The sequence below is a fragment of the Aeromonas oralensis genome (genome assembly GCF_049665575.1).
GTDB lineage: Bacteria > Pseudomonadota > Gammaproteobacteria > Enterobacterales > Aeromonadaceae > Aeromonas > Aeromonas hydrophila.
In genome coordinates this window covers 3133934-3149981 of sequence record NZ_CP187186.1, presented here as the reverse complement: position 1 = coordinate 3149981, position 16048 = coordinate 3133934, and the positions used below count along the sequence as shown (strand labels likewise).

The window sequence follows — 16048 nt, the reverse complement described above, 5'->3', positions numbered from 1 at the left end:
AGTAGCGGATGGCGCAGTAAAAGAAAACGGCGGGATGATCCCGCCGTCTTTTATTGAAATAACCCTGCTTACTGTTTCTGGATGGCGGTCACGGTGAGCTTGCCGGCCGGGTTCTCGGCGTGAAAGCGCACCGCATCCCCCACCTTCAGATCTTGGAGCAGGGCCGGATCGGCCACCCGAAAGACCATGGTCATCGCCGGCATCTTGAGGTTGTCGATCGCCTCGTGCTTGATGCCGACCTTGCCGTTGGCCGCGTCGATGCGGCTGATGACCCCCTGGGTCATCATCATGTCGCCCATGCCCGCCATTTTCCCCATCTGGCTCATATCGTGGCCCTGATGGTTCATCATCTCGGTAGCCTGCAGGCTGGTGTGGGTAGCGAGGCCCATCAGCAGGGTCAGTGTCAGCATCTTGTAGTTCATCTTGGTTTCCTTGTTTGGCTTATGGAGTTGCAACGGGGTTGCTGTTTGTCCGCTTGAAAATGGTTTGTTCATCAGAGTGATGACTCCTGCTGTTCCGCGGTGGTCAGCTGCTGCACGCTTCGGCTGCGCCACAGGTAGTAGGCGGCAGGCAGCACCAAGAGGGTCAGCACCAGCGCGCTCACCATGCCGCCAATCATGGGGGCGGCGATGCGCTGCATCACCTCGGAGCCGGTGCCGTGGCTCCACATGATGGGCAACAGGCCCACGATGATGGTGACTACCGTCATCATCTTGGGGCGAAGGCGCAGGGCGGCGCCGTGGATCACCGCCCGGTGCAGACCCCCCTTGTCCGGCTTGCCACTGGCCACCAGGTCATCCCAGGCATGGTTGAGGTAGACCAGCATCAGGACGCCGGTCTCCACCGCCACCCCGGCCAGAGCGATAAAGCCTACTCCCACCGCCACCGAGAGGTTGAAATCCAGCAGCCAGAGGGTCCAGATCCCGCCCACCACCGCCAGCGGCAAGGTGGTGAGAATGAGCAGCACCTCCTGAACGCGGCGAAACGCCAGATAGAGCAGCAGCACGATAATGGCGACCGTGAGCGGCACCACGTAGGCGAGGCGCGCCTTGGCCCGCTCCATGTATTCGTATTGGCCGGACCAGGTGAGGGCGTAGCCCGCCGGCAGCACCAGCTGCTTGCCCACTTCGGCCTTGGCCTCTGCCACGAAAGAGCCGATGTCGCGGCCGCGAATATCGACGTAGACCCAGCCGTTGAGGCGCGCGTTTTCACTGCGCATCATGGGGGCCTCATCGCTGATGTAGACCCGCGCCACGTCCGCCAGCGCGATGCGGGCGCCGCTCGGTGTGACCACTGGCAGCAGCTCGAGGCTGGCTACCGAGTCGCGATAGCTCTGGGGGTAGCGCAGGTTGATGGGGTAGCGCTCGCGCCCCTCGATGGTCTGGCCCACCTCCATGCCGCCCACCGCAGTGGCGAGCACCGCCTGCACGTCTGCGATGTTGAGGCCATAGCGCGCAGCTTTCAGCCGGTCGATATCCACTTTCACGTAGCGGCCACCGGCTACCCGCTCGGCGTAGACCGATGAGGCGCCCTCCACCTTGCCAACGATCTGCTCAAGCTGCTGGCCGAGCTGCTGGATCACCTTGAGATCCGGCCCCGCTATCTTGATGCCCACCGGGGTCTTGATGCCGGTGGCCAGCATGTCGATGCGGGTCTTGATGGGGGGCACCCAGGCGTTGGTGAGGCCGGGGAAGCGGATGAGGGAATCCAGCTCCTCTTTGAGCTTCTCCGGGGTCATGCCTGGACGCCACTGGTCGCGTGGCTTGAGCTGGATGCTGGTCTCCATCATCACCAGATCGGCGGGGTCGGTGGCCGATTCGGCGCGCCCTGCCTTGCCGAACACGTTCTGCACCTCGGGCACGGTGCGAATGAGCTTGTCGGTCTGCTGCAAAATCTCCCGCGCCTTGCCCACCGAGATATTGGCCGCGGTGGTGGGCATGTACATGATGTCCCCCTCATCGAGCGGCGGAATGAACTCTGAGCCGAGGTACTTGAGCGGCCAGAAGCCCGCCACCGTCACCACGGCGGCGATGGCCAGCGTGGTTTTCGGACGGGCCAGCACGGCCTTGAGCAGTGGCACATAGCCCTGGCTTAGCCAGCGGTTGAGCGGGTTGGCCTGCTCCGCCAGCACCTTGCCACGGATGAAGTACCCCATCATTACTGGAACGAGCGTGATGGCGAGACCGGCCGCGGCGGCCATGGCGTAGGTCTTGGTGTAGGCAAGGGGGTGGAACATCCGCCCCTCCTGCGCCTCCAGCGCAAACACTGGCAGGAAGCTGATGGTGATGATCAGCAGGGAGAAGAAGATGGCGGGCCCCACCTCGATGCTCGCCTCGGTGATGATGCGCCAGCGGTTCTTGTCGGTGAGCGCCTCCCGCTCCATGTGTTTGTGGACGTTCTCGATCATCACGATGGCGCCATCCACCATGGCGCCGATGGCGATGGCGATGCCCCCCAGCGACATGATGTTGGCGTTGATCCCCTGCAGGTGCATCACGATAAAGGCGGTCAGGATGGCGATGGGCAAGGAGATGACCACCACCAGCGACGAGCGCAGGTGGAACAGGAAGGCGAGGCAGACCAGCACCACCACTGCGAACTCCTCCACCAGCTTGCCGGAGAGGTTGTCGATGGCGCGCTGGATAAGGTCGGAGCGGTCGTAGACGGTGACCACCTCCACCCCCTCGGGCAGGCTGCTTTTCAGCTGGGCGAGCCGCGCCTTGACCCCGTCGATGGTGTGCTGGGCATTCTCGCCATAGCGCATGACGATGATGCCGCCCACCACTTCCCCTTCACCGTTGAGCTCGGCCAGACCACGCCGGCTCTGGGGCCCGGTGACCACATCCGCCACGTCACCCAGCAGCAGCGGGGCGCCGCGCACATTGGTACCGAGCGGGATCTGCTTCAGATCCTCGACGCTTTTCAGATAGCCGTTGGAGCGCACCATATACTCCGCTTCCGCCATCTCGATGACGGAGGCGCCGGTCTCCTGGTTGCCCTGCTTGATGGCGGTCTCGATAAGGGAGAGCGGGATGCCGTAGGCGCGCAGCTTGTCCGGGTCGACCCGCACCTGATACTGGCGCACCATGCCGCCGACGGTGGCGACCTCTGAGACCCCCTCCACCGTCTGCAACTCGTACTTGAGGAACCAGTTCTGCAGCGAGGTGAGCTGGCTGAGGTCGTGCTTGCCGGTTCTGTCCACCAGCGCGTACTGGTAGACCCAGCCCACCCCGGTGGCATCGGGGCCGAGCTGGGGACGGGCGGAGGCGGGCAGGTTGGGGGCAACCTGGCTCAAATACTCCAGCACCCGGGCGCGGGCCCAGTAGAGGTCGGTGTTGTCGTCAAACAGCACATAGACGAAGGAGTCGCCGAAGAAGGAGTAGCCACGCACCGTGGTGGCCCCCGGCACCGCCAGCATGGCGGTGGTGAGCGGGTAGGTGACCTGATCCTCCACCACCTGCGGAGCCTGGCCCGGATAGGCCGTCTTGATGATCACCTGCACGTCGGAGAGATCCGGCAGGGCATCCACCGGGGTCTGTTTGACTGACCAGAGCCCCCAGGCGGTGAGCATGAGGGTCAATAGCAGCACCAGAAAGCGGTTGCCGATGGACCAGCGAATAATCGACGGGATCATGACTTCTTCTCCATCTCGGGCATCGCCATCTGATGCTGGCTATGGTCCATGCCTTCCATCTTGCCCATCTCATCCGATGCAGGCTTGGTGGCGTCGCCGTCAGTAGCGGGTGCCTTCTCCTGATGGATGCTGGTGATGCGGTACTCATCCCCCTCCTGCATTACCTGCAGGTGCAGGGTCTGCCCCTCGGCCAGCTGGCTGATGTCGACCCCCTCGGCAACGCTGAACTCCATCTCCATGGCGGGCCACTGCCACTCGGGGATGGGCTGGTGGGAAACCATCAGGGTGCGGTTGGCCATATCGATGCTTTCAACCTCGCCCTGGGTCCACACCTGGGCGGGGCGTACCGCCGTCATGCGCTGAAAGTCCGAATCGATGGCCGATTCGGAGTCGAGCAGGAACTGGGCCGAGCTGACGATGTTATCCCCAGCCTCTACCCCAGCCTTGATGGCCACCTTGTCGCCAAACTGGGGGCCCAGAGTGACGGCCACCGATTTGAAGCTGCCATCCCCCAGCGCCAGCACCAGCCGATCCTGACTGCCGGTGCGGATCACCGCTTCGCTCGGTACCACCAGCCGGGGTTCGCCCTGCCCGGTGCGAATGCTCACCTTGGCGAACATATTGGGTTTCAGGAACTCGTCCGGGTTGGCGAAGCGCAGCCGTACCTTGAGGGTGCGGGTGGCGGCATCCAGGGTCGGGTAGAGGTAATCCACCTTACCTTGCCAACTGCGACCGGGGGCATAGTCGAGGGTCATGGTGACCGGATCGCCCACTTTCAGTTGGGCGGCCTGACGCTCGAATACCTCGGCACTCACCCACACCTGTTTGAGGGTGCTGATGTTGAACAGGGCCGCGGCGGGCTCCACATACTGGCCTTCGCGCACCTTCAGCTCGGAGACATAACCGCTGCTGGGGGCATAGATACGCACCGTCTCCTGCACCTGACGGGTGCGCTTGAGGGCCGCAATCTGATCCGCCGGCACCTGCAGGGACTTGAGTTTGCCCTCGGCGGCGCGCAGCAGCAGCGGGTTGGCGGTATTGAGGGCGAGCAGGTATTCGTGCTGGGCGTTGACCAGATCCGGGGCGTAGAGCTCGTAGATCAGGTTCCCCTTGCTCACCTGCTGCCCCTCGCTCTTGATGGCGAGGGTGCGGATCCAGCCTGCCATGCGGGCGTTGACCGCCTCCAGCCGGCCCTCGTCATAGCCGACATAGCCCACCGTTTCGATCTGCTGGTGGATGGGGAGCTTCTCCACCTTGGTGAGCCGTACCCCCAGGTTCTGCTGGATCTCGGGGCTGATGGTGACGGTGCCCGGCGAGCCGCCCTGTTTTTCCTCATAGACGGGGATGAAGTCCATCCCCATGTTGTCCTTGGCAGGAGCATTGCGCTTGTCGCGCGGATCCATGGGGTTGACCCAGTAGAGCGGTGTCTTCTCCTTGGCCGCAGCGCCAGTTGTGGTCTGTTTGGCGGCCCAGTAGCCGCCACCGGCGCCGAGGGCGAGCAGCAGGGTGGACATCAACAGCGTCTTGTTCATGACAAGCCTCCGGCGCGCGGGAGGCGAAGGGGCGGCTGGCACGGCCGCGCGCAGGCAGACCGGGTAACGGGGGTGGATGACATGGTATCTCTTCTCTTCTGTCAGGCCGCCTGTGTGCGCGGACAGGGCATCACCACGAGGCGGCAAACGGGGCGCAGCTGCATCAGCGCGCACGGCTCCCTGCGAGCGGGCCGGTTGGGCCGGGGCACAGGGTCAGGCAAGGCGGCAGGAAACGGGCAAGCCGAGGCTTGCCGCTGCCGCAAGAGAAGCGCTTTCTAGTGGCGCAGCACCGACAGCATCAGGTGTCGGCGCGGCCAGGAGGGGGGATGGGTACCACGGGATCGCAGGAAGGGATCCCGCAACCAGTTGTCCAGCACGCTGCTCGCCGTCCCGAGGGGCAGCAGCAACAGCGGCAGAGCGAGCAGGGTCAGCAGGGCGGCCAGCAGCGGCAGGCCGGGAGTGCCGGTCGAGGTGAGCCCGCCATGCATCTGGCACTCCTGGCTGGCGGCATCTTGCGCTCCCGCATCCGGGCTGGCCCCGTGGCAGGAGAGCCCCTGCATGGCGTTGTCGCTCATGGCCTGATTGCCGTGAGTCATGGCGGCGTTGAGGGCATCCACCCCGTGCCAGCCGATGCAGAGGGTGAGATTGCAGACGAGCATCAGCCCCAGCAACAGCCGGGCAATGCGTTCGATGGGCAATCTCGCTACGAGCATGGGGAAAATCCTGACAATGACTGGGGGCACTGTAAACCTTACCTTGAGAGCAAGGTCAAGGTATGTGGGCAGCGGGATGGCGGCCGCGTGATCCCGCTCGCTGCTCGGGTCCGGCTGCGAGGTGTTGTCCCGCCTGGCGGATAAAAAAAGCCCCCGCATGGCGGGGGCTGTGACTCACGACTTACGACTTGGGCTGCGCCGTCTTGCCGCCGGCGCGTTCCGAGCGCCGCATGATGAGGCGGAAGAACAGCGGGATGAAGAAGATGGCGATGAAGGTCGCCGCCAGCATGCCGCCGATGACCGGCCAGCCGAGGGCATGACGGCTCGCCGCCCCGGCGCCGCTGGAGGTGACCAGCGGCACACAGCCGAGGATGAAGGCGAGGGAGGTCATGACGATGGGGCGAAAACGCAGGCGTGCCGCCTCCAGCGCCGACTCGATGAGGCTCATCCCCTCTTCGTGCTTCATCACCGCGAACTCCACGATCAGAATGGCGTTCTTGGCCGCCAGCCCGACCAGCGTCACCAACCCTATCTGGAAGTAGACGTTGTTGGTGAGACCCACCAGCCAGGTGGCCAGCAGGGCGCCGAACAGGGCGAACGGCACTGCGGTGATCACCGCAAACGGCAGGCTCCAGCGTTCGTACTGGGCCGCCAGGATGAGGAAGATCATCACGATGCCGAAGCCGAACGCGGTGCCCGCACTGCCGGCGGCCGCTTTTTCCTGATAGGCGGAGCCGGTCCACTCCAGCTTGGCGTCGTTGCCGAGGGACTCGTTGGCCACGGCTTCCAGCGCGGCGATGGCTTGACCGGAGCTGTAGCCCGGCGCCGGCTGCGCCATGATCTTGGCCGCCTGGAAGATGTTGAAGCGCTCCACCAGTTCGGGGCCGGTGGCATCACGCACCGTCACCAGGCTGCTGAGCGGGATCATCTCCCCCTTGTCGGAGCGCACATAGACGTTGCGGATGTCGCTCTTCTTGGCGCGGTAGTCCGCCTCGGACTGCAACTGCACCCGGTAGGTACGGCCGAACTGGTTGAAGTCGTTGACATAGACCTGGCCGAAGGTGGCCTGCATGGTGTCGAACACGGCGTTGATGGGTAACCCCAGCGCCTTGGCCTTCTCGCGATCCAGATCGAGATAGACCTGGGGTACGTTGGCGCGGTAGGTGCTGGTCACGCTGGCGAACTCGGGGCGCTGCTTGGCCGCCTCGAGGAAGCGCTGCACCTCGGCCGAGAAGGACTGGGCATTGCCGGTGCTGCGGTTTTGCAGGTAGGCCTCCAGCCCGCCGGTGGTGGACATGCCGGTGATGGGGGGCGGGTTGAAGGAGGCGACGAAGCCGTCCGCCAGCCCCATCAGGCTCATGCCCTGGAAGGTCTTGGCCAGGGAGAAGGAGTCCTGCCCGGCACCTTGCCGCTCGCTCCAGTCCTTGAGGGTGATGAAGCTGATGCCGCTGTTGCTGATGATGGCGTTGGAGAGGATGTCAAAGCCCGAGAAGGTGATGACGTCCTTCACGTTGGGGTTGGCCATCGCCATCTGGTCGAAGTCGTTCGCCACCGCCTGGGTGCGGGTGAGGGAGGCCGCATCCGGCAGCATGACTGCAGAGAGCAGGTAGCCCTGATCTTCGTTCGGCACCAGCTCGCCTGGCACCTTCATCAGCAGGCCGTAGATGGAGACCAGGATGAAGGCGATGATGGTGAACGCCACCCCGACCCGGCGGTTGAGGAAGGCGACACCGCGCACGTAACGGCGGGTGAGGCCGTCGAAGGCGTTGTTGAACCAGACGAAGAAGCGGGCCGGCTTGTGGTGGCCCTCTTTGAGCAGCACGGCACAAAGGGCCGGCGACAGGGTCAGCGCCACCAGACCGGAGATGGCTACCGACACCGCCACCGTGATGGCGAACTGCTTGTACATCACCCCGGTCATGCCGCCCATGAAGGCGACTGGCAGGAACACGGCGCACAGCACCAGCACGATGGCGACCACCGGGCCGGAGACCTCCTGCATGGCGAGGATGGCCGCCTCTTTGGGCGAGCACTTTTTCTCCTGCATGATCCGCTCGACGTTCTCCAGCACCACGATGGCGTCATCCACCACGATACCGATGGCGAGCACCATACCGAACAGGGTCAGCAGGTTGATGGAGAAACCCAGCACCAGCATGCCGGCGAAGGTCCCGATCAGCGACACCGGCACCGCGATGCAGGGGATCAGGGTGGCGCGGAAGTTCTGCAGGAACAGGTAGACCACCACGAACACCAGCACGATCGCCTCGAACAGGGTGTGTACCACCTCCTCGATGGAGATCTTCACGAACTCGGTGGTGTCGTAGGGGATCTGGTACTCGATGTCCTGCGGGAAGCGCTCCTTGAGGCGCAGCATGGTGGCGTGCACCTGATCGGCCACTGCCACGGCGTTGGCGCCCGGTTGCAGATAGGTGGCGATACCGATGGCCGGCTTGCCGTTGGCCTTGGCCAGCAGGTCGTAGTCCTTGCCACCGAGCTCGACCCTGGCCACGTCCTTGACCCGGATCTTCGAGCCGTCCGGCATGGAGCGGATGATGATGTTCTGGAACTCGCGCACATCCTCCAGCCGTCCCTTGGTCTGCACCGTGTAGGTGAAGTCGATGGGAGCCGTGGTTGGCTGGGCGCCGATCTTGCCGGCCGCAAACTGGGTGTTCTGCTCGCGGATGGCGCCGATCACGTCGCTCGGGGTGAGTTCGAGCTGGGCCAGTCGATCTGGCCTCAGCCAGATGCGCATGGCGTAGTCGGTGCCGCCGAACAGGGTGGTGTCACCGACCCCGGGAATCCGCTTGAGCTCGTCGATGATGTTGAGCAGGGCGTAGTTCGACAGGTAGGTGGTGTCGAAGGTGCCGTCAGGCGATTGCAGGGTGACCACCTGCAGGATCGAGGTCGATTTCTTCTTGACCGTCACCCCCTGCTTTTTCACCTCTTCCGGCAGCTGGGCCATGGCGGCCGAGACCCGGTTGTTGACGTTGATGGTGGCCTGATCCGGATCGGTGCCGATCTCGAAGTAGACGTTGAGGTTCATCTGGCCGTTGGAGGCCGACCCCGACTGCATGTAGAGCATCCGCTCCACGCCGTTGATCTGCTGCTCGAGCGGTGCAGCCACCGTCTGGGAGATCACCTCGGGGGTGGCGCCCGGATAGAAGGCGGTGACCGACACCACCGGCGGGGTGATCTGCGGGTACTGCTCGATGGGCAGGGATCGCATCGCCGCCAACCCGCCTAGCACTATGATGATCGAAATCACGCTGGCGAAGATGGGGCGTTCGATGAAGAACTTGGAAAACATACGAACTCCTTACTTGGCCGCGTTCTGGCCGCCCATCTTGGCGGTGATCGCTTTCATCTCTTCGGCGGAAACGGGCTTGACCACGGCGCCGGGGCGGGCCTTCATCAGCCCCTCGACGATGTAGTGCTCACCGGGCTCGAGGCCGCTGTCGATCAGCACGCCGCTGTCGACCACGGAACCGAGCTTGACCGGGCGGGGCACCACCTTGTTCTCTTTGTCCACCACCATCACCATGCGGTCGGCCTGGGACTGGACGATAGCGCGCGGCGGCACCAGGATGGCATTTTTGCGGGTGCCCAGATCGATGGTCATGCGCACGAACTGGCCTGGCAGCAGCACGCCGTCCTTGTTGTCGAAGATGGCACGGGCCCGGATGGTGCCGGTCTGCGGGTCGACCCGGCTGTCGGAGAAGTTGAGCTTGCCCGCTTCGGGGTAGACTGAGCCGTCCGCCAGCCGGATGTGGGTGCGCCAGTTGGTGGCATCCTTGGCCTCAATCAATCCCTTTTTCACCGAGTTCTCGAAGTTGAGGCGATCCTGCTCCGAGTAGGAGAAGTTGACGTAGAGGGGATCGAACTGGGTGATGGTGGTGAGCAGGCCGTTTTCGCCGCTGGTGGAGATGAGGCTGCCCTCGGACTGGGAGCTCTTGCTCGCCATGCCGTTGATGGGGGCGGTGACCTGGGTGTAACTGAGGTTGAGCTCGGCCTCTTTCACCTTGGCCTGGGCGGCCTGATGGCTGGCGATGGCCGCCTCGTAGTTGGCGATGGTGTCGTCATAGTCCTTGCGGCTCACCACCTGGCGCTTGAACAGCGGGATGATGCGATCCCGGTCGGCGCGCGCCTTGTTGAGGCGGGCCTGCTCCTGGGCCAGGGTGCCCTTGGCCTGGTCCAGTGCCACCTTGTAGGGCTCGGGGTCGATCAGGAACAGCGCCTGACCGGCGGTGACCGGCTGCCCCTCGATGTAGGTGCGCTTGAGCAGGATGCCGCTCACCCGGGAACGCACGTCAATTTCGCGAAAGCCGGCGGTCTCGCCCACCATTTCGGTGGTCATCGGCACGTCGGTCAGCTTGACCTCGGCTACCACCACGGGCACCGGCGGCAGTGCTTGGGCCCCGGTGGCCGGTTCATCACCACAGGCGGTCAGTGCGCTGGCCAGTGCCAGGGCGATACAGCCGCGCTTGAACATCTCTTCCCTGACGTATTGCACCTTCATCATCACACTCCTGTGGGATGGTGCGCGATTGCCGCGCCCAGCCTTTTTCTTCATGAACATGGTTAACTGCATGGTTACAAATTTAACTCATTGGATTACTGACAGTTTTCTAATGATAGAGCACGAATATTGAACCCAAGCTGCTCGATACTGAAAGTTGTCGGTGTCGATCGCGCAGTGGCGGAGGGGGCCGCGACAATTTGTGTCAGGCAGGCAGACCCTGCATCGTGACCTTGCTGGGGAGCAGGAGACCCGGAGGGAATTATAAGAAGGAAAAAGCGGGGGAAGTGGGGGCTTGGTCACAGAGGGGGCTTCAAATGCCCCCTCTGTTGTCGTTATCAGGCGAAGCAGGCCCAGATGGGGGCGTGATCCGAAGGCTTGTCGATGCCGCGCAGCTCGTAGTCGATGCCGGTCTCGGTCACGGTGTCCTTGAGGGCGTCGGAGGCCATGATGAGGTCGATGCGCAGGCCCCGGTTCTCGTCAAAGCCCCTGGAGCGGTAGTCAAACCAGGAGAAGCGCTCGCACTCGGTGGGGTTGGCGGCGCGGAAGGTGTCGGTCAGGCCGAACCCTTTCAGGCGCTCCATCCATTCGCGCTCAATGGGCAGGAAGGAGCACTTGCCATCCCGCAGCCAGCGCTTGCGGTTGGCCTCGCCGATGCCGATGTCGAGATCGGTGGGGGAGATATTCATATCCCCGATCAGCACCAGCTGATCGCCCGGGGTGTGGTGGGTCTCCAGATAGTGCTGCAGATCCTCGTAGAACTTCTGCTTGGCCGGGAACTTGGTCTCGTGATCCTGACTTTCACCCTGCGGGAAGTAGCCGTTCATCACCTTGATGAGGGAGCCGTCTTCGCGCTCGAAGGTGGCCATGATCATCCGGCGCTGGGCCTCTTCATCGTCGGTGGGGAAGCCTTTCTCCACCTTGACCGGCTTCTGCTTGCTCATGATGGCCACCCCGTAGTGGGCCTTCTGGCCGTGAAACTCTACGTGATAGCCCATGGCCTCCACGTCGGCCAGCGGGAAGGCCTCGTCGTGTACCTTGATCTCCTGCAGGCCGATCACATCCGGCTGATGCTTGTCGATGATGGCTTGCAGCTGGTGCAGGCGGGCGCGCAGGCCATTGATATTGAAAGAGATGATCTTCATGTCCGGGATGCTCATGTCATTTTTATAAGTGGCTATTGGACTAGGAATCCGCCGTGGATGCAAGTTCGAGGGCTGTGACTGGCGCAGCTGCTCGGTAACCTGTTCACGAACTGTCGCTAGAGGCTGTCAGCAAGGTGAAGCGCAGCGCAGGAACCAGAGCGTATAGATATACGTGAGGATTCCGAGCAGCACATGAGCCTTGATCACGGCCTCGCAGCAAGATCGTGGGCAGGTTGTCAGCGGGTCATCTTCTTGACAAACACCACCACAAACAGCGCCAGCGTGAAGCTGCCGGTGAAGGCCTCGAAGGCGGCGAAGAGCCGTGACAGGCCGATGGGGGTGAAGTCGCCATAACCCAGGGTGGTGAAGGTCACCACGCTGTAGTAGAGGCACTCCAGCAGAAAGATGGCGTTTTGCTCGAGGGGGGCACCGGGCCGGTAGATGAGGTGGTTGCCGTTGAAGCTCAGGCCAAAGAAGAAGTAGAAGATGCTGCAGATGAAGATGAGCAGCAGGGAGAAGAGCACCACCCGCATGGGGGCCTCGCCGTAGCCGCAGAACAGATCGACGATCCAGGAGGTGAAGCGCTGGGTCGACCAGAACGGCAACTGCAGTCGGCGCATGGTCAGCTCCTGCTGGATGTAGCGGCCGGACATGGTGAAGATGCCCTGCGCCTCTGAGGCCTTGCGCAGATCGCGATAGGTCTCTTCGGCCTCCTTCAGCCAGATGCGGGCCTGTACCGGGTCGCGCTCCTTGCGGCCGCGCCGCTCCTGCATCAGCCGCTTGCCGGTATCCAGGTTGTCGAGGCGGGTGTTGTGCCAGCGAATGCCGAGCAGGTTGACGTCGTCGAGGGTGGCGCAGTGCAGGTTCGCTTCGCTGAGATCCGCCTTCATCAGGCTGCCGCCCTTGATGCGAATGCCGTAGAGGTGGGCTCCCTGCAGATTGGCACGGTAGAGGTTGCACTGCTCCAGCAGGAACCCCTGCGGGGCCCCTTTTTTCACCAGGTTGAGGCCCGCCAGATTGGCGCGGGCCAGTTGCAGGCCGTGACACAGCCCGCCCTGCTGGATGTAGTGCTCCAGCTCGCGGGCGGTGTGGGGATCCTGATGATTGGCATGGGGATCGTGCCAGCGGCACAGATCATGGTCCCCCGCCTCTTCGCTGCAGTGGCGACCGTCCGCCACCAGATATCGACACATGGCCATCGCCACTTTCCTCCCTTTGCCGAGTCAGTATCAGCATAGGCGAGCGGGCTCTGGTCAGCTGAGCTGGGTAAACTCCTGACGCAGCTTGCGAAAACGATCCTGCTGGGCCGGATTGAGGGGGATGCCGTCCAGCACCTCCAGGGTCTCCTTGCACTCGGCGCCAAACTCCGGGCTCTTGCGGTTTTTTTGCATCAGCTGCAGCAGCACCTGGATCTTGTTGAGGGCGGCGCCGGTATTGGCCGGGGCCCGGCGCAGCGCCTCGCGAAAGTGGCCGAGCGCCTGCTCCAGCTCGCCGCTCTGATAGGCCTTGATGCCCAGCTCGTTGAGCTGCTGGTAGCGCTGGCGACGCTCGAGCACCGTCTTGTCGTCGCGGGTGGCCTGGATGCAGGTGGTGAGCAGCCGATCCTCGTCTTCGGCCAACAGCGCCTGCAGGCTTTCGGCATATTCGAATTCACCGAGCTGATAGAGGGCGAGGATGGTCTCGCCCAGCAGGCTGGGGGGCATGGTGGCCGGCTGATCGAGCCAGTTCTGGTTGGCGCGGTAGAGCATCTTCTTGCCCTTGAGCAGCTCGCCCAGGGCGATCTGCACCCGGGCCTGGCAGATCTGCTCGAACACCGGGTAGTTGAACTCCGACATCATCAGCGAATCGCGGATGCGCGACAGGGCCGAGTTGACCTGCTTTTGCAGGTTGGCGATGTGGTAGATGTCGTTGCTGTTGAGGGCGTAGAGGGTCAGCGACTGGATATAGGCCCCCAAGTAGTGGGGGGTGCGATGGATGGAGTTGCGCGACAGGTCGATCAGCGAAAGCAACACGTCCTTGGCCTGGGCGTAGTCGTGGCGCAGCAGGCACACCTCCGCCAGTCGGCGTGAGAGCTGCACCGACTGGGGCGAGATGTCGACCGCCCGCTTGAGCTCCTGCTGGGCCTGCTCGTCATTGCCGAGCGCCAGCTGGGACTCTGCCAGCCAGAGGTGGGCCTCCACCATCAGCGGGGTGTTCTTGAGGGTGGCCTGCAGGTGGCTCACCGCCTCTTCGTTCAGCCCCAGAGTGTGGCACGCCTTGCCGAGGGTGAGCCGGGCCCAGCTGTTCTCCTGGCCGGCCAGCAGCTGGCGCATCAGGCTGCGGGCCTCTTTGGCCTGGCCCAGCTTGAGCTGGGTGTCGGCCTGCAGACAGCGGCAGAAGTTGGCAAAGCGCGGCACCGCGTCGGCCCGCTCGGCGCACGCGGCGAGCAGGGCGGGCAGATCCTCTTTGGCAAGGGCGCTGAACACGCTCTCCAGCGCCTGACGGCGGGCGAGGGCGCGTTTGAGGCGAAACGAAAACTGCTCCTGGGAGAAGGGCTTCATCAGGTATTCGTCGGGCTCTGCCTCCAGCGCGCTCAGCACCATGGCGCGGGAGCTGTCACCGCTTACCATGATCACCACGCTCTGGGGCGGAATGAGTTTCTGATCCCGTAGGCTCTCCAGCAGCTGGCGGCCGTTCTCGCCGACCCCTAGCTCGTAATCGAGCAGGTAGATGTCAAAGGTCTCTTTCTGGCAGCGCCGTCTCGCCTCTTCGGCCGAGTTGACATAGGTGATGCGGTTGATGCCGATGTTGATCAGCATCGCCTTCATCATCACCTGAAAGGAGCGCTGTTCGTTGACCAGCAGGATGCGCTTCGGTTTGGGTGGGGCTTTTTTCTCTGGCTCGGATTCCGGTGTCTGCATCTGTCTGGTCAGGGCGCTACGGGCGGATAACAGAAGTGTGCCACCAAAGCGCGCAGACAGGCAATTGAACATGGGGCGCAGCCGTGGTTTTTCCGCCAAGCCCCGCCATTCATGGCTTCTGCCGGACCAAATAGGGGGCAGATTGGGGGAGGGGAGGCGGCGGACGCCTGCCTGACTTGAACGGCGAAGCCGCCCACCGCCCGGCGCTGAGATCGCCCCTTCGGGTGGTTTTTTTTCCGGACGGGGATTGTGCGCTCAGGTGTCTTTTGATACCACTGAACGCTTTCCCCTGCGGATCAGCTGCCATTGCGCGACAAGGAGTTCCCATGCGCCTGCCCCCCTTTCCTCCGCTGGTCTGGATCGTGATCCTGGGCACCTTCATGGTGCGCACCAGTTTCTTCATGGTCTGGCCCTTTCTCTCCATCCTGCTCTACCGGGAGTATGATCTCTCGGCGTCCGGCATCGGGATGCTGCTGGGTGGCGCGGCCGTGCTGTCCTGCCTCATCGGCTTCTACGTCGGCTGGCTCTCCGACCGGCTTGGCCGGCGCACCATACTGCTGCTCGGCTGCGCCCTGTCGTGCGGCGCCTACCTGCTGCTCGGGTTTGGCCACTCCCTCTGGCTCATCGCCCTCGGGGTGTTTGGCTCGGGTCTCTCCTACGCCTTCATCGACACGCCGGGCAAGGCGTTGATGGGGGACCTGCTGCCCGAGAAGGCGCAGCGGGAGCTGGCTCAGCACCTGCGCTACTTCCTGCTCAACGTGGGGGCGGGGGTGGGGCCCCTCATCGGCGTCATGGTGGGGCTCGGTGCGCGCCAGGAGACCTTCGTGGTGACGGCCGCCAGCTATGGCCTGCTCGGCATCGCCTTCCTGCTCGGTTTTCGCCGCGAGTGCGCTGGCCGGCCGGATGCGGGTCTCACCCTGGGGGCCATGCTCAGGGTGGTGGGGCGGGATCGGGCCTTCATGCTGTTCATCCTCGCCAATCTGCTGATGATGCTGGTCTACGCCCAGGTGGAGTCGCCGCTGATCCAGTACCTGACCCGCGCCGGTGCCCCCGAGGTGGAAACCCTGGTGGCCCTGCTGGTGGCCACCAATGCGTTGACCATCATCATCCTGCAGTTTCCGCTGCTGCACCTGACCCGGCGCTGGCGGGTGAGCCTGCGGCTGCAGTTCTCCATCCTGCTGATGGCGTCTGCCCAGGTGCTGTTTGCCCTGTCGAGCCCGGCCCTGCTGTGGCCCTGGCTGGTGGCGGTGTTCTTGCTGAGCGTGGGGGAGGCGGTGCTGTTCCCGCTCTTCAACGTGCTGATCGACGAGATGGCACCGGCCCACCTCAAGGGGAGCTACTTTGGGGCCAGCGCCCTGGCCGGGCTCGGCTGGGCGCTCTCGCCCCTGGTGGGGGGCTGGCTGTTACAGATGTGGGGCGGCCCGGCCCTGTTCGCCGTGATGACCGCGATTTGCGTGCTGGTGTTTTTCCTCTATGGGGCGGGCAACCGGGTGGCGCGTCCGTCTGCCGACTCGGCCGGCTGCGGGGAGTAATACGGAAGTAGCTTGGCTGTGGTCACTGGCCTGATGTCGGGGAGGGCGCGCCTGCACCGGGCCGAATGACCCA

10 protein-coding genes are annotated in these 16048 nt (G+C 63.8%); 1 reads left to right on the top strand and 9 read right to left on the bottom strand.

What is annotated here, in order from left to right; all coding sequences use genetic code 11:
- Positions 1 to 68 precede the first annotated feature (68 nt).
- From ACPDZI_RS14590 to ACPDZI_RS14550, 9 genes are all read right to left on the bottom strand, one after another.
- On the bottom strand, positions 69 to 422 hold the full coding sequence (locus tag ACPDZI_RS14590) for a copper-binding protein (protein WP_438833371.1): 354 nt from the start codon (positions 420 to 422) through the stop codon (positions 69 to 71).
- A 71-nt stretch (positions 423 to 493) separates the two neighbouring features.
- Positions 494 to 3634, bottom strand: a complete 3141-nt coding sequence (locus ACPDZI_RS14585) for an efflux RND transporter permease subunit (protein ID WP_438833370.1) — start codon at positions 3632 to 3634, stop codon at positions 494 to 496.
- Entirely contained in the window at positions 3631 to 5166 is a 1536-nt protein-coding gene (locus ACPDZI_RS14580) for an efflux RND transporter periplasmic adaptor subunit (protein WP_438833369.1), read from the bottom strand. Before ACPDZI_RS14580 ends, ACPDZI_RS14585 begins: the two co-directional genes overlap by 4 nt.
- Before the next feature lie 275 nt (positions 5167 to 5441).
- Positions 5442 to 5879: a hypothetical protein gene (locus tag ACPDZI_RS14575; RefSeq protein WP_168966978.1), complete on the bottom strand. Its 438-nt coding sequence runs from the start codon at positions 5877 to 5879 to the stop codon at positions 5442 to 5444.
- A 181-nt stretch (positions 5880 to 6060) separates the two neighbouring features.
- Positions 6061 to 9189 carry an efflux RND transporter permease subunit gene (locus ACPDZI_RS14570; RefSeq protein WP_029299632.1) on the bottom strand — a complete coding sequence of 1043 codons (3129 nt, stop codon included), beginning with the start codon at positions 9187 to 9189 and terminating at the stop codon, positions 6061 to 6063.
- 9 nt (positions 9190 to 9198) lie between these two features.
- Positions 9199 to 10398, bottom strand: coding sequence for an efflux RND transporter periplasmic adaptor subunit (locus ACPDZI_RS14565; RefSeq protein WP_438834581.1), 1200 nt, complete (start codon positions 10396 to 10398; stop codon positions 9199 to 9201).
- Positions 10399 to 10736: 338 nt separating this feature from the next.
- Positions 10737 to 11543: an exodeoxyribonuclease III gene (xthA, locus tag ACPDZI_RS14560; protein ID WP_017410695.1), complete on the bottom strand. Its 807-nt coding sequence runs from the start codon at positions 11541 to 11543 to the stop codon at positions 10737 to 10739.
- A gap of 236 nt (positions 11544 to 11779) precedes the next feature.
- Positions 11780 to 12742 (bottom strand): ion channel, encoded by a 963-nt coding sequence (locus ACPDZI_RS14555; RefSeq protein WP_043158869.1) that lies wholly within the window; start codon positions 12740 to 12742, stop codon positions 11780 to 11782.
- A gap of 54 nt (positions 12743 to 12796) precedes the next feature.
- Positions 12797 to 14443, bottom strand: a complete 1647-nt coding sequence (locus ACPDZI_RS14550) for a tetratricopeptide repeat-containing response regulator (RefSeq protein ID WP_207138066.1) — start codon at positions 14441 to 14443, stop codon at positions 12797 to 12799.
- Between the two features lie 326 nt (positions 14444 to 14769).
- On the opposite strand from ACPDZI_RS14550, the gene ACPDZI_RS14545 reads away from it, so the two are divergent.
- Complete coding sequence (locus ACPDZI_RS14545) at positions 14770 to 15975, top strand: MDR family MFS transporter (protein ID WP_438833368.1); 1206 nt, start codon at positions 14770 to 14772, stop codon at positions 15973 to 15975.
- The last annotated feature ends 73 nt before the right edge of the window (positions 15976 to 16048 follow it).